The 25195-nt window shown below is 70.1% G+C and carries 19 protein-coding genes; 13 read left to right on the top strand and 6 right to left on the bottom strand.

Features of this window, described 5'->3' with window-relative positions; genetic code table 11:
* The first annotated feature begins 4 nt into the window (after positions 1 to 4).
* The 3 genes from C3481_RS01980 to C3481_RS01970 are packed head-to-tail and all read left to right on the top strand — an operon-like array spanning position 5 to position 1677.
* A complete protein-coding gene (locus C3481_RS01980) occupies positions 5 to 670 on the top strand; it encodes a transglycosylase SLT domain-containing protein (protein ID WP_242435573.1) in 666 nt (221 codons plus the stop codon).
* 9 nt (positions 671 to 679) lie between these two features.
* The gene (locus C3481_RS16700; protein WP_023950937.1) at positions 680 to 961 is read left to right on the top strand and encodes a hypothetical protein; all 282 of its coding nucleotides are present in this window, start codon (positions 680 to 682) and stop codon (positions 959 to 961) included.
* Positions 958 to 1677 (top strand): alpha/beta hydrolase, encoded by a 720-nt coding sequence (locus C3481_RS01970; protein ID WP_088379917.1) that lies wholly within the window; start codon positions 958 to 960, stop codon positions 1675 to 1677. The genes C3481_RS16700 and C3481_RS01970 overlap by 4 nt, the downstream gene beginning before the upstream one ends.
* A gap of 3 nt (positions 1678 to 1680) precedes the next feature.
* Here C3481_RS01970 and C3481_RS01965 read toward each other — a convergent pair whose 3' ends face one another.
* Positions 1681 to 2751, bottom strand: coding sequence for an AI-2E family transporter (locus tag C3481_RS01965; RefSeq protein WP_023950933.1), 1071 nt, complete (start codon positions 2749 to 2751; stop codon positions 1681 to 1683).
* A gap of 155 nt (positions 2752 to 2906) precedes the next feature.
* Here C3481_RS01965 and C3481_RS01960 point away from each other — a divergent pair, with 155 nt between their 5' ends.
* Together C3481_RS01960 and C3481_RS01955 are read left to right on the top strand one after the other, a co-directional pair.
* Complete coding sequence (locus tag C3481_RS01960) at positions 2907 to 4691, top strand: glycosyl transferase (RefSeq protein ID WP_172407782.1); 1785 nt, start codon at positions 2907 to 2909, stop codon at positions 4689 to 4691.
* Complete coding sequence (locus C3481_RS01955) at positions 4692 to 5633, top strand: tetratricopeptide repeat protein (protein WP_088379919.1); 942 nt, start codon at positions 4692 to 4694, stop codon at positions 5631 to 5633.
* A gap of 63 nt (positions 5634 to 5696) precedes the next feature.
* On the opposite strand, the gene glgB is transcribed toward C3481_RS01955, so the two are convergent.
* The 3 genes from glgB to glgX are packed head-to-tail and all read right to left on the bottom strand — an operon-like array spanning position 5697 to position 12054.
* The gene (glgB, locus tag C3481_RS01950) at positions 5697 to 7856 is read right to left on the bottom strand and encodes a 1,4-alpha-glucan branching protein GlgB (RefSeq protein ID WP_071918144.1); all 2160 of its coding nucleotides are present in this window, start codon (positions 7854 to 7856) and stop codon (positions 5697 to 5699) included.
* Positions 7853 to 9937, bottom strand: a complete 2085-nt coding sequence (locus C3481_RS01945) for an alpha-1,4-glucan--maltose-1-phosphate maltosyltransferase (RefSeq protein WP_083990664.1) — start codon at positions 9935 to 9937, stop codon at positions 7853 to 7855. The genes glgB and C3481_RS01945 overlap by 4 nt, the downstream gene beginning before the upstream one ends.
* 47 nt (positions 9938 to 9984) lie before the next feature.
* Complete coding sequence (glgX, locus tag C3481_RS01940; protein WP_103840586.1) at positions 9985 to 12054, bottom strand: glycogen debranching protein GlgX; 2070 nt, start codon at positions 12052 to 12054, stop codon at positions 9985 to 9987.
* Positions 12055 to 12098: 44 nt separating this feature from the next.
* Between glgX and C3481_RS01935 the strand changes: the two genes are divergently transcribed.
* Both C3481_RS01935 and mnmA read left to right on the top strand, forming a co-directional pair.
* Complete coding sequence (locus tag C3481_RS01935) at positions 12099 to 13286, top strand: cysteine desulfurase family protein (protein ID WP_088379922.1); 1188 nt, start codon at positions 12099 to 12101, stop codon at positions 13284 to 13286.
* Between the two features lie 9 nt (positions 13287 to 13295).
* A complete protein-coding gene (gene mnmA, locus C3481_RS01930) occupies positions 13296 to 14393 on the top strand; it encodes a tRNA 2-thiouridine(34) synthase MnmA (RefSeq protein WP_023950924.1) in 1098 nt (365 codons plus the stop codon).
* Here the strand turns inward: mnmA and C3481_RS01925 are convergent.
* Positions 14350 to 15366, bottom strand: coding sequence for an epimerase (locus C3481_RS01925; RefSeq protein ID WP_258038998.1), 1017 nt, complete (start codon positions 15364 to 15366; stop codon positions 14350 to 14352). The two genes, mnmA and C3481_RS01925, sit on opposite strands and share 44 nt — an antisense overlap.
* Positions 15367 to 15391: 25 nt before the next feature.
* Here C3481_RS01925 and C3481_RS01920 point away from each other — a divergent pair, with 25 nt between their 5' ends.
* Complete coding sequence (locus C3481_RS01920) at positions 15392 to 16066, top strand: DUF4166 domain-containing protein (RefSeq protein WP_103840582.1); 675 nt, start codon at positions 15392 to 15394, stop codon at positions 16064 to 16066.
* Between the two features lie 9 nt (positions 16067 to 16075).
* Positions 16076 to 18388: an NAD-dependent DNA ligase LigA gene (gene ligA / locus C3481_RS01915; RefSeq protein ID WP_103840580.1), complete on the top strand. Its 2313-nt coding sequence runs from the start codon at positions 16076 to 16078 to the stop codon at positions 18386 to 18388.
* A gap of 344 nt (positions 18389 to 18732) precedes the next feature.
* Here ligA and C3481_RS01910 read toward each other — a convergent pair whose 3' ends face one another.
* Positions 18733 to 20430: a long-chain-fatty-acid--CoA ligase gene (locus C3481_RS01910; protein WP_103840578.1), complete on the bottom strand. Its 1698-nt coding sequence runs from the start codon at positions 20428 to 20430 to the stop codon at positions 18733 to 18735.
* A 52-nt stretch (positions 20431 to 20482) separates the two neighbouring features.
* On the opposite strand from C3481_RS01910, the gene gatC reads away from it, so the two are divergent.
* The 4 genes from gatC (at position 20483) to dinB (ending at position 25188) form a co-directional block, all read left to right on the top strand.
* Positions 20483 to 20782, top strand: coding sequence for an Asp-tRNA(Asn)/Glu-tRNA(Gln) amidotransferase subunit GatC (gene gatC, locus C3481_RS01905; protein ID WP_064956622.1), 300 nt, complete (start codon positions 20483 to 20485; stop codon positions 20780 to 20782).
* Positions 20779 to 22290: an Asp-tRNA(Asn)/Glu-tRNA(Gln) amidotransferase subunit GatA gene (gatA, locus tag C3481_RS01900; protein ID WP_103840576.1), complete on the top strand. Its 1512-nt coding sequence runs from the start codon at positions 20779 to 20781 to the stop codon at positions 22288 to 22290. Before gatC ends, gatA begins: the two co-directional genes overlap by 4 nt.
* Entirely contained in the window at positions 22290 to 23807 is a 1518-nt protein-coding gene (gene gatB, locus C3481_RS01895) for an Asp-tRNA(Asn)/Glu-tRNA(Gln) amidotransferase subunit GatB (protein ID WP_023950912.1), read from the top strand. Before gatA ends, gatB begins: the two co-directional genes overlap by 1 nt.
* Positions 23808 to 23928: 121 nt before the next feature.
* Positions 23929 to 25188 (top strand): DNA polymerase IV, encoded by a 1260-nt coding sequence (gene dinB, locus C3481_RS01890; RefSeq protein ID WP_023950910.1) that lies wholly within the window; start codon positions 23929 to 23931, stop codon positions 25186 to 25188.
* The last annotated feature ends 7 nt before the right edge of the window (positions 25189 to 25195 follow it).

Below are 25195 nucleotides of genomic sequence, written 5' to 3'. Positions count from 1 at the left end.
GACTGTGACCCGACGCACGACGCGCACACCGGTCGCGCGCGTCCCGTCGTCGTCGGCCCCCGCGCGCTGGTCGCGCCGGCGCGGAGTGTCCGCCGTCTTCGCGGCCGTCGCAGCGCTCGGCATGGCCGGCGGAGCCCTCGCCCCGCTCGGGACGGCGCTCGCGGCCGCGCAGGAGAAGCCGGTCGAGGTCGTCTCGCTGTGGGCCGATTCCCGCGGTGACGCTCAGGCGCTCGCAACCGACGCCGTGGCTCCCGCCCCGGCGCACCTCGACCGCAGCGGATTCACCGTCTACGTGGCGCCCAAGCCCACCCCGACGCCGACGCCGACCCCGACCCCGGTCGACGGTGAGAGCGCGGGGACGTCGCGATCCGCGCCGGTCATGTACAGCGGTGGCGGATCGTCGACCGACTGGCTGAGCGCCGCCGGCATCCCCGAGGGCGACTGGGGATACGTCGACTACATCGTCTCGCGCGAGAGCAGCTGGAACCCGAACGCCACGAACGCCTCGTCGGGCGCGTGCGGGCTGGTGCAGGCCTATCCCTGCAGCAAGGTCCCGGGCAGCGGATACGACCCCGTCGACAACCTCAGGTGGGCCAACGGCTACGCCGTGGGGCGCTACGGCAGCTGGAGCGAGGCGTACGCATTCTGGTCCAGCAACCACTGGTGGTGACGGTGCCCCATGCCCCGTTCCAACAGGCGACGGCCGGAGCCGCGCGATGACTCGCTCGAGCGGCTGCTGAGCGGCTGGAAGCGGTCGGAGACGCGTCGTGGCGTCGAATGGACCGTCCAACCCGTGTCGGCGGCGCAGGCGCAGAAGACCTACACGTGCCCCGGCTGCGGGCGTGACATCACGCCGGGGACGGCGCACGTGGTCGCCTGGCGCGCGGACGGCGTCCTGGGCGACGCCGCGGATCTGGCCGCGCGTCGGCATTGGCATTCAGCATGTTGGAGGATCGCATGAGCTTCGAGATCCGTGGACCCGTTCAGCTCCCGGCGCGGCGCGAGGACATCGAGCTGCACACGCTCGACGACCTGACGCTGGTGGGTGAGCTCGCGCTGCCGCAGGACCGCGACCCGGTCGCGACGCTGGTCACGCTGCATCCGCTCCCGACAGCGGGCGGCTTCATGGACTCGCACATCCTGCGCAAGGCTGCGGGCCGGCTCCCGGCCCTCGCCGACCTGGCGGTGCTGCGTTTCAATACGCGCGGGACCACCTCGCCGCGTGGCACGAGCGAGGGTGCATTCGATGGCGGTGTCGGCGAGGTCTTCGATGTCGCCGCCGCGATGGCCTTCGTGCGCGAGCGGGGACTGCCCCGACCCTGGCTCGTCGGCTGGTCGTTCGGCACGGAACTCGCCCTCAAGTACGGGCGCGACCACGACATCGAGGGCGTGATCCTGCTCTCGCCGCCGTTGCACCGCGCCACCGCCGACGAGGTCGCTGCCTGGGCCGACGATGAGCGACACGTCGTGATCGTCGTGCCCGAGTTCGACGACTACCTCAGGCCGGCCGAAGCGCGCGAGCGATTCGCGGCGATCCCGCACGCCACCCTCATCGCGGTCGAGGGCGGGAAGCATCTGTGGGTGGGGGAGAACCAGACCCGTCGCGTCCTCACCGAGATCGTCGCCGCCGTCAACCCCGACGCCCTGCCGCTCGCGGAGGAGTGGGACGACGACTGATCGTCAGCGTTCGTTCTGCCGCGGGATGACGACCTGACGGTAGATGATCAGGATGCTGGCTGCCACCGGGATCGCCACGAGCGCTCCGAGGAGCTGCCCCAGCGCAGCCCCGGCCAAGGCCGCGATGACCACGACGGCACCGGGGATCGAGACCGCCCGATTCATGATGCGCGGAGAGATGAAGTACGCCTCGACCTGCATGTAGACGAGGTACCAGATCGCCGCCCACAGCGCCGTCTGGGGCTCGGAAAGCCCCGGGATCAGACAGGTCAGCACGATGATCGCCGAGCCTGTGAGGGTTCCCACGAGCGGGATGAGCGAGAAGAAGAAGGCGATGACCGCGAGCACGGCGGGGAACGGCGCCCCGATCACGCTCAGGAAGATCGCGCTGAGCACACCGTTGATGACGCCGAGGGACACCTGGCCCATGACGTAGAAGCCGACGGATGCGGTGATCTGCTCGGCGAGGTCGATGAAACGCGGACGCCGCGATGCCGGGACGAGCTGATAGACCGCGGCCTTCAGGTTGGGCGTCGATGCCGTGAAGTAGATCGTCAGGATCAGCACGATGACGGCGCCCGTGAAGCCGCTGATGATCCCGCCGCCGATGAGGATGATCGACCCGGTGATGGACCCGCCGATCGCCCCGATGTCGAGCGAGTTGTACCAGTCGGAGAGGTACTGGAAGAGCTCGTCGACGTTCAGCTGCGGGAACGTGACGGTCAGCCAGTCCTTGACGGCGTTGACCGGGTCCCAGTTGCCGTTGGTGACGAGATCCTGGATGGCCGCGACGAGCTGGCTGATCTGCGACACGATGATCGGCACGACCATCAGGATGATGCCGGCGAAGGCGGCGAGGAGTGCGGCGAACGTGATGAGGAGCGCGGCCCAGCGCGGCAGTCGTCGTCGCTCGAGCCAGGAGACCACGGGATCGAGACCCAGCGCGAGGAAGAGGGCGGTGCCGACATAGAGGAGGATCGTCGAGAGGGTCTGGATCCCCCCGATGATCACGATGCCGACGCCGACGCCGAGGGTGGCGATCAGCGCGGTGCGAAACGGGTTCTGGATCTTCACGAACGCCTCCGGGGTCGAATCACCTCACTTTACGATCCGTGCGGGGTTTCGCCGGGAGGCGCCCCTTTCACGACCTTTTCAGGTCGTTTTCGATACTCTGGAACGTCGATCAAGCGTTCGGTGGTCCCGTTCCGGATGTGGAGAGGTGTTTCTTCGTGCGTTTCGTGTGGGCTGTTGTCGCGTTCGTCCTGGCGACCGTCATGATCGGTGCGGGCATCGCGCAGCGTACGATCCTGCGCGGACCCGAGAGCGTGACCGAGTCGGTGACAGTGGCCGCGGACGCGCCGTTCACGCTCATCGACGGGTCTGTCCTGACATCGCGGCCGGGAGCCCAGTCGCTGAGCGTGCAGGGTTCCGGCACCGTCTTCGCCGCGTACGGCCGGACCTCCGACGTGACCGCGTGGCTCGCGCGCACGGACTACACGCGGCTCGGCGTCGACGAGGAGGGCGCCATCACGACGACCGAGGTCGCCGCCGCCTCCGCGCCCTCGCCGAGTGCGGACGGCACCGTCCCCGCGATGCCGTCACCCGTCGGTTCGGACCTGTGGCTCGAGGAGTTCCAGCGCGACGACGCACTGACGACCTCGTTGCAGCTGCCGGAGGACATGAGCGTCCTCATCGCGTCGGACGGTACGGCCGCCGCGCCCGCCGACATCCAGGTGACCTGGCCCATCGAGTCGAACACGCCGTGGGCCGGCCCGCTCATCGTCGGTGGCGGGATCCTCCTCGCCTTCGGCATCGTCATGTACGCGCTCGGCTGGCGCCACCTGCGCCGGTCGCGCGGTCCGCGACGGAAGGGCCTCCCCATGACCGCCACGCAGCCCATCGACCTCACCGTGGAGGACGAGGCGAAGGGCGTCATCTCGTCGACGCCGCCGCGCCGACGACTCACCCGCGGCCGGCAGGCGCTGCTCGCCCTTCCGCTCGTGTCGGTCGTCGCGCTGTCCGGGTGTTCCGCCGACGCCTGGCCCCAGCTCGCGCCGAGCCCGACGCCCTCTCCCACCGCGACGGTCGTCGCGGATCCCGACCAGGCGCCACCCGCCGTGACCCAGCAGCAGGCGGAGCGCATTCTGACCCGCATCGCCGAGGACGTCTCGACGGCCGACGCGAGCGCCGACGCCGCGCTGGCGGCGACGCGCCTCGCCGGACCCGCTCTCGCGGAGCGCGAGACCAACTACACCCTGCGGTCGAAGATCGCGGATCGGGCGCCATTGCCTCCCGTTCCGGCCGAGCCGCTCGAGATCCTCTTGCCGGAGACCTTCGACAAGTGGCCTCGGACCTTCCTCGCGGTCGTCGACGGCGGCGAAGGCGCGTCGGACACGATCATGACGGTCAGCCAGCAGGACCCGTGGTCCAACTACAAGCTCGGCTACATCGCGGAGCTGGCAACCGACTCGTTCCCGGAGCTCGCGCCGGCCTACCTCGGTGCTGCGCAAGTCGCACCCGATTCGCCGTTCCTCGTGCTGCCGCCGAAGGATCTCGCCGCGGCGTATGCGGACCTGCTCACCAACGGTGACGCGAGCCCGTACGCCCGACTCTTCGAGGCGGAGGGGGATGCCTTCCGCTCGGGCGTCGCGTCGAACCGCGAGCAGATCGTCAACGACTTCAATCAGACCGGTGCCGAGACGGGAACGGTCTCCTTCACGACGCAGGCCGGCACGCAGGCGCCCATCGCCTTGCAGACGCTCGAGAGCGGCGCGGTCGTCGCGGTGACGATCACCGAGGACCACACGTTCACGCCGAGCAATCCCGACGCCGTCATCAACGTCCCCGACACCAACCCCGTGGCCAGCGCCCTGACCGGCGTGTCGCAGTCCTCGACCGGCTTCACCACGACCTACGCCGACCAGCTGTTCTTCTTCGTGCCCGGTGCGGGCTCGTCCGAGCCGATCCAGTTCCTCGGTTACCGTTCCAATGTCCTCTCAGCGAAGGTTGTCTGAATGAGCGATCCGTCTCCCAGTGCCGTGCTCCGCGGAGCCCTCGATCTGTCGTCGCTGCGTCATCGTCCCGCGGCGCCTGCTCCGGCCGGCGCCGCCGCCGAGCAGCCGGCGGGCGGCGGTTCGCGTCTGATCTTCGACGTGACCGACCAGACGTTCGGCGAAGTCCTGGAGCTCTCGCGGACCGTCCCGGTCGTCGTCGATCTCTGGGCGGAGTGGTGTGGGCCGTGCAAGCAGCTGAGCCCGGTCCTCGAGAAGGTCGTCACGGAGCTCGCCGGCCGGGTGGTCCTGGCGAAGGTGGACGTCGACGCGAACCCGCAGCTGGCGCAGGGGTTCCGGGCCCAGTCCATTCCCATGGTCGTCGCGCTCGTCGCCGGCCAGCCCGTGCCGCTGTTCACCGGCGCCGTTCCCGAGCAGCAGGTACGCGAAGTGTTCGCGCAGCTGCTGCAGCTCGCCGCCCAGCACGGTGTGACCGGCACCGTTCCGGCGGACGAGGGAACGGAGTCGGCTGAAGAGAACGCCGAGGCCCCGCTGCCCCCGCTGCACGCCGAGGCCTATGCCGCGATCGAGGCCGGCGACTACCCGCGCGCCATCAGCGCCTACGAGCGCGCGCTCGCGGAGAACCCCCGCGATGCCGACGCTCAGGCCGGGCTCGGGCAGGTGAAGCTGCTCGATCGCGTGCAGGGGCTCGATCTCGGAGAGGCGCGCGCCGCCGCGGCATCCGCTCCGCTGGACGTCGAGGCGCAGCTTCGCGTCGCCGACCTCGACGTTGCCGGCGGGCACGTCGATGATGCCTTCGGGCGACTGCTCGATCTCTTCGCGGCGGCCGACGGTGAGGCTCGGGCGACGGTGCGCGATCGGCTTCTCGAGCTTTTCGGGCTCGTGGGAGACGGCGACCCGCGCGTTCTCGCCGCGCGTCGCCGCCTGACATCGTTGATGTTCTGACGCCGACGACACGGGCCCGGGGCCGTCACCATCGTGACATGCCCCGGGCCCGCCGCGTTGGTGTCAGCTCTCCGAGACTGCGGGCACCTCTTCGGAGGCGTGGTGCAGCCACAGCACACCGAGTGGCGGAATGACCATCGTCGCGCGTCCGTCGGACGCGTGCACGGTTCCGAAGTTGCCGACACCCGAGCCGCCGTACTCCTCGGCGTCACTGTTGAGGACCTCGCGCCACGCGCCGTCCGCGGGCAGCTCGAGCGTGTAGTCGTGCAGCGGGACTCCCGAGAAGTTGCAGATCACGGCCACGGTGTTCCCGTGGTGGTCGCGGCGCGCGAACGCCATGACGTTGGGGTTCCAGTTCGGCGCACCCAGGCGAGAGAAGGCCTCGCCGTCCGAATCGCGTGACCACAGGGCCGACTGCTCGCGGTAGGTGCGGTTCATGTCCGCGACGAACGCGTGCAGGCCGCGATGGGCCGGCTGATCGAGCATCCACCAGTCGAGCTCGCGCGACTCGGACCACTCCGACATCTGCCCGAACTCCTGCCCCATGAACAGCAGCTGCTTTCCCGGGTGGCCCCACATGTAGGCCAGGTAGGCGCGCATGTTGGCGAGCTTCTGCCAGTGATCGCCGGGCATGCGCGTGAACAGGCTGCCCTTCCCGTGCACGACCTCGTCGTGGCTGATCGGCAGGACGAAGTTCTCGCTGAAGGCGTAGACGAACGAGAACGACAGCTCGCCCTCGTGGTGCCCGCGATACATCGGGTCCCGCTTGATGTACTGGAGCGAGTCGTTCATCCAGCCCATGTTCCACTTGAACCCGAAGCCGAGGCCGCCCCACTCGGTGGGAGCAGTCACGCCCGGGAAGCTCGTGGATTCCTCGGCGATCATAGCGATGCCGGGATAGCGCTTGTAGGCCGTCGCATTGACCTCTTGGAGGAACGAGATCGCCTCGAGGTTCTCGCGTCCGCCGTGGACGTTCGGCTCCCACTGGCCCTCCTCGCGCGAGTAGTCGAGGTAGAGCATGGAGGCGACCGCATCGACCCGGAGGCCGTCGACGTGGAACTCCTCGAACCAGTAGAGCGCGTTCGCGACCAGGAAGTTCCGCACCTCGTTGCGGCCGTAGTCGAAGATCAGCGTTCCCCAGTCGCGGTGCTCGCCGCGGCGCGGATCCGGGTGCTCGTAGAGCGGCTGGCCGTCGAAGCGCGCGAGGGCGAAGGCGTCCTTCGGGAAGTGGCCCGGGACCCAGTCCATGATGACGCCGATGTCCGCCTGGTGCAGCCGGTCGATGAGGTAGCGCAGGTCGTCCGGCGACCCGAAGCGGCTGGTCGGGGAGTAGTAACCCGAGACCTGGTACCCCCACGAGCCGCCGAACGGATGCTCGGCCAGCGGGAGGAACTCGACATGGGTGAAGCCCTGCGCGCGGACGTAGTCGATGAGCTGATCGGCCGCCTCGCGGTAGCCGAGGCCGGACCGCCAGGATCCGAGGTGCACCTCGTAGACGGACATCGGCTGCGAGATGGGCGTCGAGGTGCCGCGGCGCTCGAGCCACGCGGCATCCTCCCACTCGTATGCGCTCTCAGCGACGATCGAGGCCGTCGCGGGAGGGACCTCCGACTGCCGCGCCATCGGGTCGGCCTTGTCGATCCACGCGCCGTCACCGGTCAGGATCTGGAACTTGTAGACCGTGCCGGCCGGCAGTCCCGGAACGAACAGCTCCCAGACGCCGGAGTCTCCCATCGATCGCAGCGCGTGGCCCTGGCCGTCCCAGCCGTTGAAGTCTCCGATCACGCGGACTGCGCGTGCGTTGGGCGCCCAGACCGTGAACGAGACGCCGGGGACGCCGTTGTGCAGACGCACATGGGCGCCGAGCACTCGCCACAGCTCCTCGTGACGGCCCTCGCGGATGAGGTGCAGATCGAGCTCGCCGATAGTCGGGAGGTGACGGTACGGGTCGTCGGCCACCCACGCCGGCGCGTCGTCGTAGGTCGCGACCACGCGATAGGCCTCGGGGCGCGCGTCGAGGGCCGCCTCCCACACTCCGCCGCGGAGGTGGCGGAACGACGCCTCCGGCTGATTCGCGAACACGGCCGTGACCGTGCGCGCAAGGGGACGCCGGACGCGGATCACCCAGCCGTCGGCCGCCTGATGGGCGCCGAGGACATCGTGCGGCGCGTGGTACGAGCCGGTGGCGACCGAGTCGAGGACGTGGTCTGCGGGGGCGTTCATCGGCGTTCCTTCACGTGGAGGATGTGCACGGGTTCGACGAAGGCGTCGAGGCGCACATAGTTGTGGTCGTTCCAGGTCCAGACGGATCCGGTGAGCAGGTCTTCCACCTCGTACTCATCGCCCGGCGCGACGCCCCAGACCGAGGTGTCGAGATGCACGGTCGTCTCGCGCGCGGAGTGAGGATCGACGTTGACGACGACCAGGATCGTGTCGGCCGCACCGTCGGCCGTCAGCGCGGCGGGCAGGTGCTTCGAGAAGACCACCATGGCGTCGTCGTCGGACCAGTGGAACGAGAGGTTTCGCAGCTGCCGCAGTGCAGGATGGGCCCGGCGGATCTCGTTCAGGCGGGCGAGGAACGGCGCGAGCGATTCGCCGCGCGCTTCGGCATCCGCCCAGTCGCGGAACTTGTACTCGTACTTCTCGTTGTCGATGTTCTCTTCCGAGCCGGGCCGGGCGACGTTCTCGACGAGTTCGAATCCCGCGTACACCCCGTACGAGGCGCCGGCGGTCGCGGCGATGGCGGCGCGGATCTTGTAGGCGGGGCGTCCGCCGTACTGCAGGTACTCCGTGAGGATGTCGGGGGTGTTCACGAAGAGGTTCGGGCGCATGAAGTCCGCCGTGTCGTGAGCCACGGAGGTGAGGAACTCCTCGAGCTCCTCCTTGGTGTTCCGCCAGGTGAAGTACGAGTAGCTCTGCTGGAATCCGGCCATCGCGAGGCCCTGCATGGGAGCGGGGCGGGTGAACGCCTCCGCGAGGAAGACGACCCCGGGGGTCTCGTCTGCGATGGTCGCGATGAGCCACTCCCAGAACTGCAGCGGCTTGGTGTGCGGGTTGTCGACGCGGAAGATCCGAACGCCCTGGGCGATCCAGTGCCGGACGACGCGCAGGACCTCGGCGCGGATGCCCGCGGGGTCGTTGTCGAAGTTGACCGGGTAGATGTCCTGGTACTTCTTCGGCGGGTTCTCGGCGTACGCGATCGATCCGTCGGGGAGGGTCGTGAACCACTCGGGGTGCTCGGCGACCCAGGGGTGGTCGGGGGAAGCCTGCAGCGCAAGGTCGAGCGCGACCTCCAGACCGGCTTCGGAGGCCGCGGCGAGGAAGCCGCGGAAGTCCTCGAGCGTCCCCAGGTCGGGATGCACGGCGTCGTGACCGCCCTCGGGGCCGCCGATGGCCCAGGGCGACCCGGGGTCGCCGGGACCGGCCGTCAGGGTGTTGTTGGGGCCCTTGCGGTGGGTGCGCCCGATCGGGTGGATCGGGGGGAGGTAGAGGACGTCGAATCCCATCGCGGCGACCGCGGGCAACCGGTCGCGTGCGGTGACGAAGGTGCCGCTGCGCACGGTGCCGTCGGGGAGCCGCTCGGCGCCCTCCGACCGCGGGAAGAACTCGTACCAGGCGCCGACTCCGGCGCGCTCGCGCTCGACGAGCAGCTCGTGCTCGTCGCCGACGGTGACGAGGGACTGCACCGGGCGGTCGGCGAAGATGTTCGCGAGATCCGCGCTGCGGACGACCGCGAGCGCATCGACCGCATCGGCGGCGGCATCCCGGAGTCGCGCGACGGCCTTGTCGAGGATGCGACGCTCGGCCGCGGGACGGGTCTTGTCAGCGGCGGCGCGCGAGAGCAGCACAGCCCCGGCTTCGCGCATGAGGGCGACGTCGACACCGGCCGCGATCTTGATGGCGGCCGCGTGCTGCCACGTGGCGAAGTCGTCGCCGAACGCTTCGTAGCGGAACCGCCACACGCCTTCCGCGAGAGGGGCGATGAGGACGGACCATCGGTCGAACCCGTCGTTGAGGGGAGTCAGGCGGTGCAACGACTCTCGTCCATCGGGCGAGAACAGTCGCAGATGCACGCCGATCGAGTCGTGGCCTTCGCGGAACGCCGTGACGCGGAACGGCACGGCTTCGCCGCTGAAGGCCGAGGGCCGGAACCGGTCGCCGGGAACCGAGGGGGCCGGTCGCTGGAGCGGGATGCGTCCGGTGACCGTGTCGCCGGCAGACGGAAGCGGCTCGACGGTCCGGCGGGGGATCTCGGCGGTGCTGCGGAACGGGGCGGGTGAGGTCGTGCGCGTCGTTGATGCCACGGCTCGAACCTATCGCGGTGCGCGAGTTCGAAAAACGGGCTTGCGCCTCACTCGGCTCTGAGCAAAAGCAGCGTCGGTCCGGACACGGCCAGACGGTCGCCCGGGGCGAATCGAGCACCGTTCTCGAGCGGTCGCTCGTCGGCGCTCGACCACAGCGCCAGGAACGACGATGCCGATCCGACGGCGGGCAGCACGACCTCGGCGTCATCCTCCCGCCCGTGGATGACCAGCAGCACGCGGTTGCCGGGTTCGTGGGCCGGCGTCGAGGTCGCGACGTACTGCAGGGTGCGCTGCTCCGGATCGGTCCACCTCGCCTCCGTCATCGGCTCTCCCTGAGCGTCGAACCAGTGCATGACCGACGCCTCGGGCACCTCGTCGTCCGGGTCCGCGTATCGCACCGGACGGAGCGCGGGGTTCTCCGCGCGCAGCCGGGTCAACGCCCCCACGTGGGCGAGGAGGTCGACCTGCCAGTCCGCGAGCTGCCAGTCGAGCCAGGTCAGGGAGCTGTCGTGGCAGTAGGCGTTGTTGTTGCCGAGCTGGGTGCGGCCCATCTCGTCACCCGCCGTCAGCATCGGCACCCCGGCCGACAGCAGCAGGGTTCCCACGAGGTTGCGCATGGCGCGGCGTCGCGCGGCAACGATGTGATCGAGCGAGGTCTCGCCCTCTGCGCCGTGGTTGAACGACCGGTTCGTCTCGGCGCCGTCTCTGCCCTCCTCGCCGTTGGCGTCGTTGTGCTTGACGTCATACGACACGAGGTCGCGCAGCGTGAAGCCGTCGTGCGCCGTGATGAAGTTCACCCCGGCCAGCGGACCGCGCTCCGCGCCGAACAAGGGCGCTGAGCCGGCGAGGTGGGTGGCGAGACCTCCCACGCCCGCCGGCGAGGTGCCGGCGCGGCGCAGATAGTCGATGTCGCTGAGCCAGAAGTTGCGGACGCCGTCGCGGTACCGGTCGTTCCACTCCTGCCATCCGTCGCCGAAGCCGCCGGTGTGCCATCCGCCGAGTCCGACATCCCAGGGCTCGGCGATGATCTTGTCTTCGCCCAGCACGTGGTCTTCGGCGATCGCGCGCAGCAACGGATGCTGGGGGTCGAACACGTGCTGGGCGTTCCGACCGAGCGTGACGGCGAGGTCGAAGCGGAACCCGTCGATCTGCACCTCCTCGCTCCAGTACCGCAGCGAGTCGAGGACGAGCCGGGCAGCGGCGTCCGTCGATGTGTCGACCGCGTTGCCGCAACCGGTCACGTCGATGTACGCGCCGTCGTCGTGCTGCCGGTAATAGGCACGATTGTCGATTCCCCGGAAGCTCGAGCGCGGCCCGCCCAGCTCCAGCTCGGCGGTGTGGTTGTAGACGACGTCCAGGATGACCTCGATGCCGGCCGCGTGGAGCGCCCGCACCGTGCGCTTCAACTCTTTCAGGACGGCGGTAGGGCCGCTGCGGCGGGCGTCCTGGGTCGCATACGCGGCGTGCGGCGCGAAGTATCCGAGGGTGTTGTAGCCCCAGTAGTTGGTCAGCCCGAGAGCGAGGAGACGCGGCTCGCTCTCGAATGCGTGGATCGGCAGCAGTTCGACGCTCGTCACGCCGAGTGAGAGGAAGTGGTCGATCATGGCGGGGTGACCGAGACCGGCATAGGTGCCGTGCAGCGCCGGCGGGATGTCGGGATGCCGCTTGGTGAGGCCCTTCACGTGGGCCTCGTAGATGACCGTCCGGTCGCGTGGCACGCGGGGCTTGCGGATCCCGCCCCAATCGAATGCGGGATCGACGACGACCGAGCGATGATCGCCCGGAGCTCCGGAGACGATGCCCCGTCCGTAGGGGTCGAGCAGCAGGGTCTGCGGGTTGAAGACGTCGCCCGGTCCGTGGGGTCCGTCGACCCGCAGGGCGTACCGGACGCCGGCGCGCAGCGTCTCGATCTCGGCCTCCCAGACGCCCCCGCCGACGGGCGAGAGCGGCCGCTCGTCCACGGCCCAGTCGAGGTCGTCGTCGTCGAACAGCACGACGTCGATCGACGTCGCCCGCTCGGACCAGACGCGGATGGTGCCGCCGTCATCATGGAGGGTCACGCCGAGGCCGGTGAGGCGGGGGTCGTGCAGTCCGGCCGGGCTGGTGCTGTCGGGCATGCGTTCTACAGTAATGAGCGACGATGAACGCCCGAGGAGGTGGGATGGTCGTCTATCTCGATCACGCTGCGACGACCGCGCTCCGGCCGGAAGCGCGCGACGCCTGGCTCTCGGCGCACGAGACCCTCGGCAACGCCTCGTCGGTGCACGGTGCGGGTCAAGCTGCTCGTCGCCTCCTGGAGGACGCGCGGGATGCCGTCGCCGCAGCGCTCGGGTGCGAGCCGATCGAGGTCGTCTTCACATCGGGCGGGACCGAGGCGATCAATCTGGCCGTCAAGGGCCTCTGGCTCGCCGCCGACGGTCCCGCCACGGGGCCGATCGTGCTGCCCGACGGCGAGCACCACGCGACGATCGACGCCGTCGCGTGGCTCGCGTCGCGCTGGGGCGCCGCGGTGCGCCCCGTCGGCCTCGATCGCGTCGGCCGCATCGATCCCGCGGTGTTCGCCGCGGCGCTGCCCGGGGCCGCGCTGGCGACCGCACTCGTCGCCAACAACGAGGTGGGGACGCGCAACGACGCGGCCGCTCTGGCCCGGGCGGCGCGTGACGCGGCGGTGCCGTTGCACCTGGACGCGGTCGCGGCCCTCGGCAGCATTCCCCTCGACTTCGCCGCCTGGCGGGGTGGGGGCTCTGCGTCGCATGGCCTGGTGACGATGTCCGTGTCCGGCCACAAGGTCGGCGCTCCCGTGGGCACCGGCGCGCTGGTCGTTTCGCGCCACGCGCAGCTGACGCCCCTCGCCCACGGGGGCGGGCAGCAGCGCGGGCTTCGCGCCGGCACCCAGGACGTTGCCGGTGCGGCGGCGTTCGCCGCGGCGCTCGGGATCGCCGAGGCCGAGCGCGTCCACGAGGCCGTTCGGCTCGAGGGCCTCCGTGAGCGCCTCATCGAGGGCATCCGCTCGCTCGTCCCCTCGGCCGAGATCCTGGGCGACCGCCATGACCGGCTGCCGGGGAACGTGCACGTGCTCTTTCCGGGCACGATCGGCGAGACGCTGCTGTTCCTCTTCGACACCGTCGGGATCGCGGTGTCCACGGGGTCGGCGTGCCAGGCGGGCGTCACCGAGCCGTCGCACGTCGTGCTCGCGCTGGGACGTGAGGCGGACGACGCGCGGGCCGTGCTGCGTCTGACCCTCGGTCGCACGAGCACAGAGGCGGATGTAGACGCCTTCCTGGCCGCCCTTCCCGACGTCCACCGGCGTGCGGTCGCCGCCCGAGCCGGGCGTGCGAGCCGCACGTAGACTGGAGCGATGCGAGTACTGGCTGCGATGAGCGGCGGCGTCGATTCGGCGGTCGCCGCGGCCCGAGCCGTCGACGCCGGACACGACGTCGTGGGCGTGCACCTCGCCCTCTCGCGCGCGGGCGGCACCCTGCGCGCCGGCAGCCGCGGCTGCTGCACGATCGAGGACGCGATGGATGCGCGCCGTGCCGCGGATTTGCTCGGCATCCCCTTCTACGTCTGGGACTTCTCCGAGCGATTCCGTGACGATGTCATCGACGACTTCGTCTCGGAGTACCGCGCCGGACGGACGCCGAACCCGTGCATGCGATGCAACGAGAAGATCAAGTTCGCGGCGCTGCTCGAACGCGCGATCGAGCTCGGCTTCGATGCGGTGTGCACCGGTCACTACGCTCTCCTGGTCGACGGTCCCGAGGGGCGCGAGCTGCATCGCGCGTCGGATGCCGCGAAGGATCAGTCATATGTGCTCGGCGTGCTCACCGCGGAGCAGCTCGCCCACACGTACTTCCCGCTCGGGTCGACGCCCTCGAAGGCGGAGGTGCGCGCCGAGGCGGCCGAGCGCGGTCTGACGGTGGCGCAGAAGCCCGACAGCCATGACATCTGCTTCATCCCCGACGGCGACACCCGCGGGTGGCTCGCCGAGAAGGTCGGGGCGGAGGCCGGCGAGATCGTCGATCGCACGGGAGCCGTTGTCGGGCGCCACGAGGGCGCTCACGCGTTCACCGTGGGTCAGCGCCGGGGGCTGCAGCTGGGAGTTCCGGCGCCGGATGGCAAGCCGCGTTTCGTCCTCGAGGTGCGGCCGGTCGACAACCGCGTCGTGGTGGGGCCGAAGGAGGCGCTGGCGACCGCCGAGATCGCGGGCGGCCGGTTCACGTGGGCGGGGCGGGCGCCGTCCGAGCGGGTCTTCGCCTGTGACGCACAGATCCGGGCGCACGCCGACCCGGTCCCGGCGCGGGCCGAGATCACCGAGAACGAGATCGTGGTCATCCCCGACACGCCGTTCGACGGTGTGGCTCCGGGGCAGACGGCCGTGATCTATGAGGGATCGCGCGTGCTCGGACAGTTCACGATCGACCGGACCGTCTCGGCCGTCCCGGTCGACGCGTGATGGAGTCGGCGGCGTCTCCGAGCGCGTCGCCCAGCGCGGTGTAGCGGAACCGATACCCCGCGTCGACGAGGCGCTCGGGGACGATCCAGCGGCTCTTCAACACCAGTTCCGGTTCGGTGCGCAGAAGCCACATGGCGGGTTCGAGCATCCACCTCCAGGAGGGGATGCCGAAGGGCATCCCGACGATCGAGCGCAGCTCTCGCATGAGCGTGCGGTTGTCCGACGCGTGCGGACTGGCGACGTTGACGACGCCCTGGAGGTCCTCGTGCGCGTCGATCCACCGGAGCGAGCCCACGACGTCGTCGATGTGCACCCAGCTGAAACGCTGTCGCCCACGCGTGCGATACCAGGGTGCGGTGCTCCCGGTCGGGTGATCGCCGATGCCGCGATAGCGACGGTGCGGGATGATCGGACCGTCGATCTGTGGGCCACCGAGTCCCAGGCGCGCGAGCGTCAGCAACATGGCGGTGGCGGGTCCCGCGCCCACCACGATGGCCATTCGGAGGGCGACGCGGCGTGTTCCGGGAAGATCCTCGGCGAAGAACGCGGCCTCCCAGGCCCGCGCGACATCGACCGAGAACCCGGTTCCGAGCTCCCCGGCGGATTCGGAGTTCGGGCGGTCGACCGAATGACGGTAGATCGTCGCCGTCGACGCGTTGATCCACAGCCGCGGGGGGAGTGCGGCGCGGCGGACGGCGTCCGAGAGGGTCTGCGTCGTCGCCACGCGGGAGCGCAGGATCTCGTCGCGGTTGTGGTCGGTGTAGCGGCAGTCCACCGATCTGCCCGCGAGGTTGACCAGGAGGTCTGCGCCGTCCACCAGCCGTTCGATGGCGCCGGTGTCCTCCCACGTGGTCTCCGCGGTACGGCCGATCGTGTCGACCGTGTAGCCGTCGGTGGTCAGAGCGTCCACGACCGCGGCGCCGATGAAGCCGGAGGCGCCGGAGACGACGGCGCGGCGTGGGGTGTCGATCATGACGCCATCGTAGTAGTTTTTGAACATGTTCAGTAGGAATGCGTCGGCACCCGAGGACCCGCGCTCGATCTACGAGCGAGCGCTCGGAGCGGATCTCCTGAGCCTGCCCTCCGTGCTGCGCACCTACTTCGGCCCGGTACCCGCCGGGAGCGTGGGCCGTGGCCGGGGTGTCTACGACGAGGCGGGCTATCGCGGGCCCCGCTGGCTGCGGCCCGTGATGAGCCTGTTCGCGCGGCGCGGCGTGATGTTCCCGGAGGCGGGCACCGACGTACCGTTCGCGATCACGAACACGCCCCAGCGCGACGGCACGCTCCGTGGGGAGCGCGACTTCTTCTTCGCCGGCGCACGACGCCGGATGGTGGACACGATGACCAGTCCGAGGTCGGGGGAGATCATCGACCGCCTCGGCCTTCGCGGCGGGTTGGAGGTACGTCTGCGTGCCGAGGCCGGTTCCACCGGCATGCGGTTGCGGTCCGTGGCTCTCGCCGTGCGCTGCGGCGCCCTGCGGCTGCCGCTTCCGACCGTGGCGAGGGTCACGGTCGTCGAGACGGCCGACCCCGCGGATGCCGCCGTGCAATGGGTGGACGTCAGGGTGTCGGCGTGTCTCGTGGGCGAGATCTTCCGGTACCGCGGCTCGTTCACGTACCGCATCGAACCGCGCCACGGGAACCCCGTCCAGCGCGTCGTACCCCCTGCCTAGACTGACGAGGTGGCAGACGGAGAACTCCCCGAGATCACCCTCGACGAGGCACGCGCAGAATCGCGTGACCTGATCGAGCGGATCACCGCGGCACGCGACGCGTACTACGGTCGCGATGCCGAGGTCGTCGACGATGCGACGTACGACGCGTGGATGCGCCGTCTCGACGAGCTCGAGAGGCTGCATCCCCAACTGCAGTCGCAGGACTCGCCCACCCAGACGGTCGGCGCCGCCGAGTCGACGCTGTTCGCGCCCGTGACGCACGCCGAGCGCATGCTGAGCCTCGACAACGTCTTCTCACCCGAAGAGCTGACAGATTGGTGCGTCAAAGCAGCGGCGTCGGCGGGGCGCCCGGTGCGCTGGCTCTCGGAGCTCAAGATCGACGGACTCGCGATCAGCCTGCGCTACGAGCGCGGCGTGCTGACATCTGCCGCGACGCGAGGCGACGGGCGGGTCGGCGAGGACGTCACCGTCAACGCGCTCCGCGTGAGCGGCATCCCGGAGCGACTAGCAGGAGACGGGCACCCGGCGATCGTCGAGGTGCGCGGCGAGATCTTCATCCCCGTCGCCGAGTTCACCCAGCTCAACGCGCTCCAGGCCGAGATGCGCGATCGTGTGGTCGAGGAGGCGCGGTCCCGCTCCCGCGCGTTCGACGAGGAGCGCGCCCGCATCAGTGCCGAGCGCCGATTCCCGGCCTTCGCGAACCCTCGCAACGCCGCGAGCGGGGGGCTGCGCCAGCAGCTCGACAAGAAGACGGGCCTCGAGCTCGAAGCGTCCGAGGCCCGCGTCCGTTCGCTCCGGCTCTACGTGCACGGCATCGGCGCGTGGCAGAACCCGCCGGTGTCGTCGCAGAGTGAGATCTACGCGCTGCTGGCCGAGTGGGGTCTGCCCATCAGCCCGCACTCGCAGACCCACGAGAGCATCGAGGGTGTCCTCGGCTACGTCGCGCACTACGGCGAGAACCGCCATAGCGTCGAGCACGAGCTCGACGGTGTCGTCGTCAAGATCGACGAACTGGCGCTGCACGACGAGCTGGGTGCGACCAGCCGCGCACCCCGGTGGGCGATCGCGTACAAGTACCCGCCGGAACAGGTCAACACCAAGCTTCTCGACATCGTCGTGTCGGTCGGCCGTACCGGCCGGGCCACGCCCTTCGCCGTCATGGCACCGGCCCGCGTCGCGGGCAGCGTCGTGCGGCAGGCGACGTTGCACAATCAGGACGTCGTCCGGGCCAAGGGCGTTCTCATCGGCGATACCGTCGTGCTGCGGAAGGCGGGCGACGTCATCCCGGAGGTGCTCGGACCCGTGGTCGAGCTGCGCGACGGGACCGAGCGCGCGTTCGTCATGCCCACGAACTGCCCCGAGTGCGGCTCGCCCCTGCGCCCCGCCAAAGAGGGCGACATCGACCTCCGCTGTCCGAACGCGCGCTCCTGCCCGGCGCAGGTCCGTGGTCGCGTCGAGCACGTCGGGTCTCGTGGCGCCCTCGACATCGAAGCACTCGGGGAGGTCACGGCAGCAGCCCTCACGCAACCGCTGGGCGAGGCCACCCCGCCGCTGGTCACCGAGGCTGCCCTGTTCGAGTTGACTCTCGAACAGCTCGTCCCGATCGAGGTCATCGTCCGTGACTCTGAGACGGGTGAGCCGCGCGTCGACGACAAGACGGGCGAGCCCGTGCGGCGCGCTCCGTTCCGGCGCAACCCTTCGGCCGCCGAGAAGAAGGAGGGACTGACCGGCCCGCAACCGTCCGCGCAGGCACTCAAGCTCCTCGACGAACTCGAGAAGGCCAAGACCAAGGAGCTCTGGAGGTTCCTCGTCGCGCTCAGCATCCGCCACGTCGGTCCGGTGGCGGCGCGCGCCCTCGCGCAGTGGTTCGGCTCGATCGCAGCGATCCGCGCCGCGACGCGGGACGAGCTGGCGGCCGTCGAGGGCGTGGGCGGCATCATCGCGGACTCTCTGATCGATTGGTTCGAGGTCGACTGGCACCGCGAGATCGTGGAACGCTGGGAAGCGGCCGGCGCGCGGCTCGAAGTGCCGGGGCATCCCGGGCCCGGCGCAGCCGTCGTCGAGGGCGGAGTCCTCGAGGGCATCACCGTCGTGGCGACGGGATCACTCGAGGGATACACCCGCGAAGGTGCACAGGAGGCCATCCTCGCCGCCGGCGGCAAAGCCGGGTCGTCCGTCTCGAAGAAGACCGACTTCGTCGCGGCGGGGCCGGGCGCAGGATCCAAACTCGCGAAGGCCGAGCAGCTCGGCGTGCGGATCATCGATGCCGCGCAGTTCCGCATCCTCGTCGAGCAGGGACCGGACGCCCTCGATTCCTGAACAGGGGATGACTCAGCGCGGGTGTCCGCGGCCCGACCTACCGTGACGGCGATCTCACGGAGGCCGCTTGTCAGATCAGCTCACCCCGCAGGAGATCGCCTGGCTTGACCGGGAGCACCGCCGCGCCGTCAGCCGAGTTTCGCCTCCTCGATCGGGCTGTTCGGGCTCGGTCACCCCGAGGTGCTCGTCTTCGGGCTGAATGACGCGAACGCGGGCCTCTCATCGACGACGTCGTGGCGCGCGTGCGGGCCGGGTCGGACCTCACGGTCGGAGAGGTGGTGTCGTTCCCCGGTTGGGGCGCATCGCGTGAAGGGGACCTTCCGCGCCTGAGCGGAGGTCCGGGATCAGCCCGCGAGGAGCCGATCGCGGACCTGGCGGCGCAGCACCTTGCCGATCATCGACTTCGGGAGCTCGTCGACGACGACCACCCGGCGCGGCACCTTGTAGGGCGTCAGGATTCCGCGGCAGAAGTCCTTCACGTCGGCCTCGTCGATCGTCGCCCCCGGGGCGGCGACCACCGCGGCCACCACTTCCTCGCCGGAGTGCTCGCTGGGCAGGCCGACGACGGCGGCATCGGCGATCTGCGGGTGCTGACGCAGCGCGATCTCGACCTCGGTCGGGGCGACGTTGAAGCCGCCGGTGATGATGAGTTCCTTGATCCGGTCGACGATCCGCACGAATCCTGCCTCGTCGATGGTCACGATGTCGCCCGTGCGGAACCAGCCGTCGACGAAGACCTTCTCCGTCTCCTCGGGCTTGCCGTAGTAGCCGGTGAACACCTGGGGGCCGCGGACCAGCAGTTCGCCCCGCCCGCCCGGCTCGACGTCGCGCGTCGGTTCGTCCGGGTCCACGACGCGGCACTCCGTGCCCGGAAGCGGCAGGCCGACGGTGCCGGGGAGGCGGTTCTCGGCCACAGGATTGGCCATCAGGACGGGGGAGCATTCCGACAGCCCGTATCCCTCGACGAGGTATCCGCCCGTCGATGCTTCGAACGGGACCACGAGCTCGTGAGGGAGGGCCATCGCGCCGGAGATCGCGACCTGCGTTCCCGCGAGCGACACTCCCGCGGCATCGGCCGCCCCGAGCAGGCGCTCGGCGATCGGCGGCACCAGGGGCAGGAGAGTGGCCGGATGGCGCTTGTGCACCGCGAGCACGAGTGCCGGATCGAACTTCGGGAAGAGGACGAGCCGCGCACCCATCGACATCGCGAATGTGAGGCACAGGGTCAGGCCGTAAGCGTGGAACATGGGCAGCACCGCGTAGACGACGCAGCCCGCGCCTCGCTGGATCGTCGGAGTCCACGCCTGCGCCTGGGCTGCGTTCGCCAGGAGGTTGCGATGGGTGAGCGCCGCGCCCTTGGGGTTGCCCGTCGTGCCGCTGGTGTACTGGATGAGAGCGAGATCGCCCGTGGTCGGACCCACGTGGCTTGCCGGCAGGGGATCGTGGCGCTCGGCATCCGACCAGAATCCGTGCACGCGATTGCGGGGCACGGGAGAGGTGAGCGCCTCGCGCGACTCCCGCGCCTTGGCGATGGGCAGGCGCAGCGCCGCGCGCATGTGGAACGGCATAGCCGTGGTGATGTCGACGGCGATCACGGCGTTGAGCGCCAGATCGTCGGGGAAGTCGAGCAGCACCGACACGAGCTTGCTCCAGACGATGGCGACCTTCGCGCCGTGGTCCTCGAACTGCTTGCGCATCTCACGTGCCGTGTAGAGCGGGTTGTGCTCGATGACGACGGCTCCCAGACGCAGAACGGCGTAGAAGGCCACGATGTGCTGCGGGCAGTTGGGCAGAACGATCGCGACCCGGTCGCCGCGGCGCACTCCGGCATCCCGCAGGTACGCCGCCGCTCGTTCGATCCGGTCCTGCAGCTGCTGGTAGGAGACCGTGCGGCCGAAGAACTCCAGGGCCGGGGCGTCGGGATGCTCCCGTGCCGACGTCGCGACGATGTCGACGAGCGAGCCCTCGATGGGCGGGAGATCCTCCGGCACCCCGTCGGCGTAGCTGGCGATCCAGGGACGTGGCGGGTCGTAGGTCGTCACGCTGACACCCTACGGGTCTCGCGGGCGATCGGCCCCCAACTAGAATCGTGGGGTGTCTGAAATCACCCCCGATCTCGTGCGCCACCTCGGCGTGCTCGCCCGGATCCAGCTGAACGACGAGGAGGTCGAGCGTCTCACGGGACAGCTCGACGCGATCGTCGACAACATCGCGAAGGTGTCGGAGGTGGCGACGCCGGATGTCCCGGCGACGAGCCACCCGATCGCTCTGGAGAACGTCTTCCGCGAGGACGTCCCCGGCGAGATGCTCTCGGTCGAGCAGGTGCTCCGGAACGCGCCCGAACGCGCTGACGACCGCTTCCGCGTGACCGCGATCCTGGGGGAGGAGCAGTGAGCGACATGATCCGCCTCAGTGCGGCCGAGCTCGCCGCGCGCCTGGCCGACGGCAGCGTCAGCAGTGTCGAGGTGACGCAGGCGCACCTCGACCGCATCGCGGCGGTCGATGGAGACGTGCATGCGTTCCTGCACGTCTCCGACCACGCCCTGGAGGTGGCGGGCGAGATCGACGCTCGCCGTGCTGCCGGTGAGGAGCTCGGCGAGCTGGCGGGCGTCCCCCTCGCGATCAAGGACGTGCTCGTCACCACGGACATGCCGTCGACGAGCGGGTCGAAGATCCTCGAGGGCTTCATGTCGCCGTACGACGCGACAGTCGTCTCGCGCGCCCGTGCCGCGGGACTGGTCCCGCTCGGCAAGACGAACATGGACGAGTTCGCGATGGGCTCCTCGACGGAGCACTCCGCGTATGGACCGACCCGCAACCCGTGGGACCTCGACCGCATCCCTGGGGGCTCCGGCGGCGGTTCCGCCGCCGCTGTCGCCGCGTTCGAGGCGCCGCTCGCCCTCGGTTCCGACACCGGCGGTTCGATCCGCCAGCCCGCGCACGTGACGGGCACGGTCGGAGTCAAGCCGACGTACGGCGGCGTGAGCCGCTATGGTTCCATCGCCCTCGCCTCGAGCCTCGACCAGGTCGGTCCTGTCTCCCGCACCGTTCTCGACGCGGCTCTGCTGCACGACGTCATCGGCGGCCACGACCCGCACGACTCGACGTCGCTCGCGGACCGGTGGCCCTCCTTCGCCGCTGCAGCGCGCGAAGGCGCGCGCGGGGATGTGCTGCGCGGACTCAAGGTCGGCGTCATCCGCGAGCTCGCCGATGTCGGCTTCCAGCCCGGCGTCAGCGCGTCGTTCCGTGCGTCGCTGGCAGCGATGGAGGCGCAGGGCGCCGAGATCGTCGAGATCAGCGCACCGCACTTCGAGTACGGGGTCGCGGCGTACTACCTGATCCTCCCGGCCGAGGCGTCGAGCAACCTCGCGAAGTTCGACTCGGTGCGCTTCGGACTTCGCGTCGACGTGCCCGGCGGCACCGTCGAGGACGTCATGTCGGCGACCCGCGAAGCCGGCTTCGGCGACGAGGTCAAGCGCCGCATCATCCTCGGCACCTACGCTTTGTCGGCGGGCTACTACGACGCCTACTACGGCAGCGCCCAGAAGGTGCGGACGCTCATCCAGCGCGACTTCGACGAGGCCTTCGCGCAGGTCGACGTCATCGCTACTCCGTCCGCGCCCACCACCGCGTTCCGGCTCGGCGAGCAGATCGACGATCCGCTGCAGATGTACCTGAACGACGTGACGACCATTCCCGTCAACCTCGCCGGAGTCCCGGGGATCTCCATCCCGTCGGGACTGTCGGATGACGACGGGCTGCCGGTCGGCATCCAGTTCATCGCTCCTGCGCGCCAGGACGCACAGCTGTACCGTGTGGGCGCCGCGCTCGAGACCCTGCTCGTCGACAGCTGGGGCGGCCCCCTGCTCGACCGCGCACCGATCCTGGGAGGGGCACGCTGATGGCTGCCAAGGTCGCACTGATGGACTTCGATAAGGCGCTGGAGCTCTTCGAGCCCGTGCTCGGCTTCGAGGTGCACGTCGAGCTCAACACGCGCACGAAGATGTTCTCGCCGGCTGCGAACCCGGCTCACCCCGACAACCACGGCGCTGCTCCGAACACGCTCGTGGCGCCGGTCGACATGGGCCTGCCCGGGGCGCTGCCGGTCGTCAACGAGACGGCGATCCGGTCATCGATCAGCCTGGGCCTCGCGCTCGGCTGCTCGATCGCGCCGTCGAGCCGCTTCGCGCGGAAGAACTACTTCTACCCGGATCTCGGCAAGAACTACCAGATCTCGCAGTACGACGAACCGATCGCGTTCGAGGGCGCGGTCGAGGTGGAGCTCTCCGACGGCACGACCGTGACCGTCGACATCGAGCGTGCGCACATGGAGGAGGATGCCGGCAAGCTCACCCACATGGGTGGCGCGGCCGGCCGTATCCAGGGCGCCGAGTTCTCGCTGGTCGACTACAACCGGGCAGGAGTGCCGCTCGTCGAGATCGTGACCAAGCCGATCTTCGGCGCCGAGCACCGTGCGCCGGAGATCGCGAAAGCCTACGTCCGCACCATTCGCGACATCGTCATCGGCCTGGGCATCTCGGAGGCGCGCCTCGAGCGCGGCAACCTGCGCTGCGACGCGAACGTGTCGCTTCGTCCTCGGGGTCAGCACAAGCTCGGCACGCGCACCGAGACGAAGAACGTCAACTCGATGCGCTCCGTCGAGCGCGCGGTGCGCTACGAGATCCAGCGTCAGGCCGCCATCCTGGCCGAGGGTGGAACCATCACGCAGGAGACCCGGCACTGGCACGAGGACACCGGGACGACCTCGCCGGGTCGTCCGAAGTCGGATGCCGACGACTACCGGTACTTCCCCGAGCCCGATCTGCTGCCGGTCGCGCCGTCGCCCGAGCTGATCGAGGAGCTCCGCGCGGCCCTTCCCGAGCCGCCGGCCGCTCGGCGGCGCCGGCTGCAGGGCGAATGGGGCTTCACCGACCTCGAGTTCCAGGACGTCGTCAACGGCGGTCTGCTCGCGGAGGTCGATGCGACGGTCGCAGCAGGGGCGTCGCCGACCTCGGCGCGCAAGTGGTGGACCGGCGAGATCACCCGCGTCGCGAACGCGCGTGGCGCCGAGCCGCAGGCACTGGTCTCGCCCGCCGACGTGGCTGCGCTGCAGAAGCTCGTGGATGCCGGCACGCTGACCGACAAGCTGGCGCGTCAGGTGCTCGAAGGCGTGATCGACGGCGAAGGGTCGCCGCAGGAGGTCGTGGATTCGCGCGGCCTGGCCGTCGTGTCCGACGACGGCGCGCTGATCGCCGCGATCGACGACGCCCTCGCCGCCCAGCCCGACGTCCTGGCGAAGATCAAGGACGGAAAGGTGCAGGCCGCGGGAGCGGTGATCGGCGCGGTCATGAAGGCCATGAAGGGGCAGGCCGACGCGGCGCGCGTGCGCGAGCTGATCCTCGAGCGCGCGGCGCAGTAGGCGGCGCCACTGCGCGCACCACAGGCGGCGCCGCCGGCATCCTCGCGCGACGAGGGCCGGCGGCGCCGCCTCGTCGTCGGACGACCGCTCCGGTGTCCGCGGCAGAGGCGAGAATAGAGGCATGGGACGAGGCGACGGGACAGGACGCATCGTGTCGCCGCCGGATGCGGACGACGCGGGCACGCGAATCCTCCATGTCGACATGGACGCCTTCTACGCGGCCGTCGCGGTGCTGGATGATCCGTCGCTCGCGGGAAAGCCGATCATTGTCGGCGGCGTTGAGCGCCGGGGCGTCGTGTCGAGCGCCTCGTACGAAGCGAGGCGCTTCGGCGTCCGGTCGGCGATGCCGGTTGCACGCGCCCTGCAACTGTGCCCGCAGGCGATCGTGGTCCCGACGACGTTCGAGCGCTACGCCGAGCTCTCGCAGCGCGTGATGGAGATCTTCCGATCGATCACGCCGTTGGTCGAGCCGCTGTCGATCGACGAGGCGTTTCTCGACGTGAGCGGTGCTCGTCGGCTCTGGGGGAGTCCACGCGAGATCGCGCAGCTCATCCGCGCCCGCGTGCTGAGCGAGACCGGCCTCACGTGCAGCGTCGGGGTCGCGGCGACCAAGCACGTCGCGAAGATGGCGTCGACGATCTCCAAGCCCGACGGTCTGCTCGTCGTCGCCGAGCACCAGACGCTCCGCTTCCTCGGCGGCCGGCCGGTCGGCGCGTTGTGGGGCGTCGGACCGAAGGCGGCCGAGGCGCTCCTCACCCGCGGCATCCGGACGGTCGCCGACGTCTGGGACACTCCGAGGCCCGTCCTCGATCGAGCGCTCGGGCCGGCCATGGGTGAGCGCGTCTGGCACCTCTCGCGCGGACACGACGCGCGCCAGGTGCAGACCGAGCGCGCGGAGAAGAGCGTCTCGCACGAGGAGACCTTCTCGCGCGACGTCTCCGACCTCACGGTGCTCCGGTCCGAGCTGAGGCGTCTGGCCGACCGCGTCGGCGCGCGACTGCGTGCGGGTGGCTGGGAGGCCGGGACCGTATCGATCAAGGTCCGCCTGAGCGACTTCTCGACGTACTCCCGCTCGCAGACCCTGCCCTTGGCGACCAATGTCGGGCAGCGCATCGGGTCGGCGGCGATCGAGCTGCTCTCGACGGTCGAGCTGTCGCAACCGGTGAGGCTCATCGGCGTCCGCGCGGAGAAGCTGCGTCCGGACGGCACCGGCGGCCTGACGCTCTGGGACGACGACGAGGAATGGCGGCGCGTCGATGATGCGCTCGACGGAGCCCGGGCCCGTTTCGGCCGGGGCGCGGTGACGCGAGCGAGCGTGCTCGGACCCCGCCGAGACGTCGGCGCCATGCCGACCAATCCACGCCCCGGCCACGAACACTGACACCTGT

This window comes from Microbacterium sp. Ru50 (assembly GCF_002920555.1).
Classification (GTDB): Bacteria; Actinomycetota; Actinomycetes; order Actinomycetales; family Microbacteriaceae; genus Microbacterium; species Microbacterium arborescens.
The sequence above is the reverse complement of the archived record's forward strand: the minus strand, read 5'-3'. Positions and strand labels throughout refer to the sequence as shown.

Bases quoted from the DNA above. Each gene is read 5' to 3' on its own strand.
- C3481_RS16700 (WP_023950937.1), top strand. From the start codon at position 680: ATGCCCCGTTCCAACAGGCGACGGCCGGAGCCGCGCGATGACTCGCTC.
- glgB (WP_071918144.1), bottom strand. From the start codon at position 7,856: ATGAACGCCCCCGCAGACCACGTCCTCGACTCGGTCGCCACCGGCTCG.
- glgX (WP_103840586.1), bottom strand. From the start codon at position 12,054: ATGCCCGACAGCACCAGCCCGGCCGGACTGCACGACCCCCGCCTCACC.
- gatB (WP_023950912.1), top strand. From the start codon at position 22,290: ATGGCTGCCAAGGTCGCACTGATGGACTTCGATAAGGCGCTGGAGCTC.
- C3481_RS01925 (WP_258038998.1), bottom strand. From the start codon at position 15,366: ATGATCGACACCCCACGCCGCGCCGTCGTCTCCGGCGCCTCCGGCTTC.
- C3481_RS01970 (WP_088379917.1), top strand. From the start codon at position 958: ATGAGCTTCGAGATCCGTGGACCCGTTCAGCTCCCGGCGCGGCGCGAG.
- dinB (WP_023950910.1), top strand. From the start codon at position 23,929: ATGGGACGAGGCGACGGGACAGGACGCATCGTGTCGCCGCCGGATGCG.
- mnmA (WP_023950924.1), top strand. From the start codon at position 13,296: ATGCGAGTACTGGCTGCGATGAGCGGCGGCGTCGATTCGGCGGTCGCC.
- C3481_RS01955 (WP_088379919.1), top strand. From the start codon at position 4,692: ATGAGCGATCCGTCTCCCAGTGCCGTGCTCCGCGGAGCCCTCGATCTG.
- C3481_RS01920 (WP_103840582.1), top strand. From the start codon at position 15,392: ATGTTCAGTAGGAATGCGTCGGCACCCGAGGACCCGCGCTCGATCTAC.
- C3481_RS01935 (WP_088379922.1), top strand. From the start codon at position 12,099: ATGGTCGTCTATCTCGATCACGCTGCGACGACCGCGCTCCGGCCGGAA.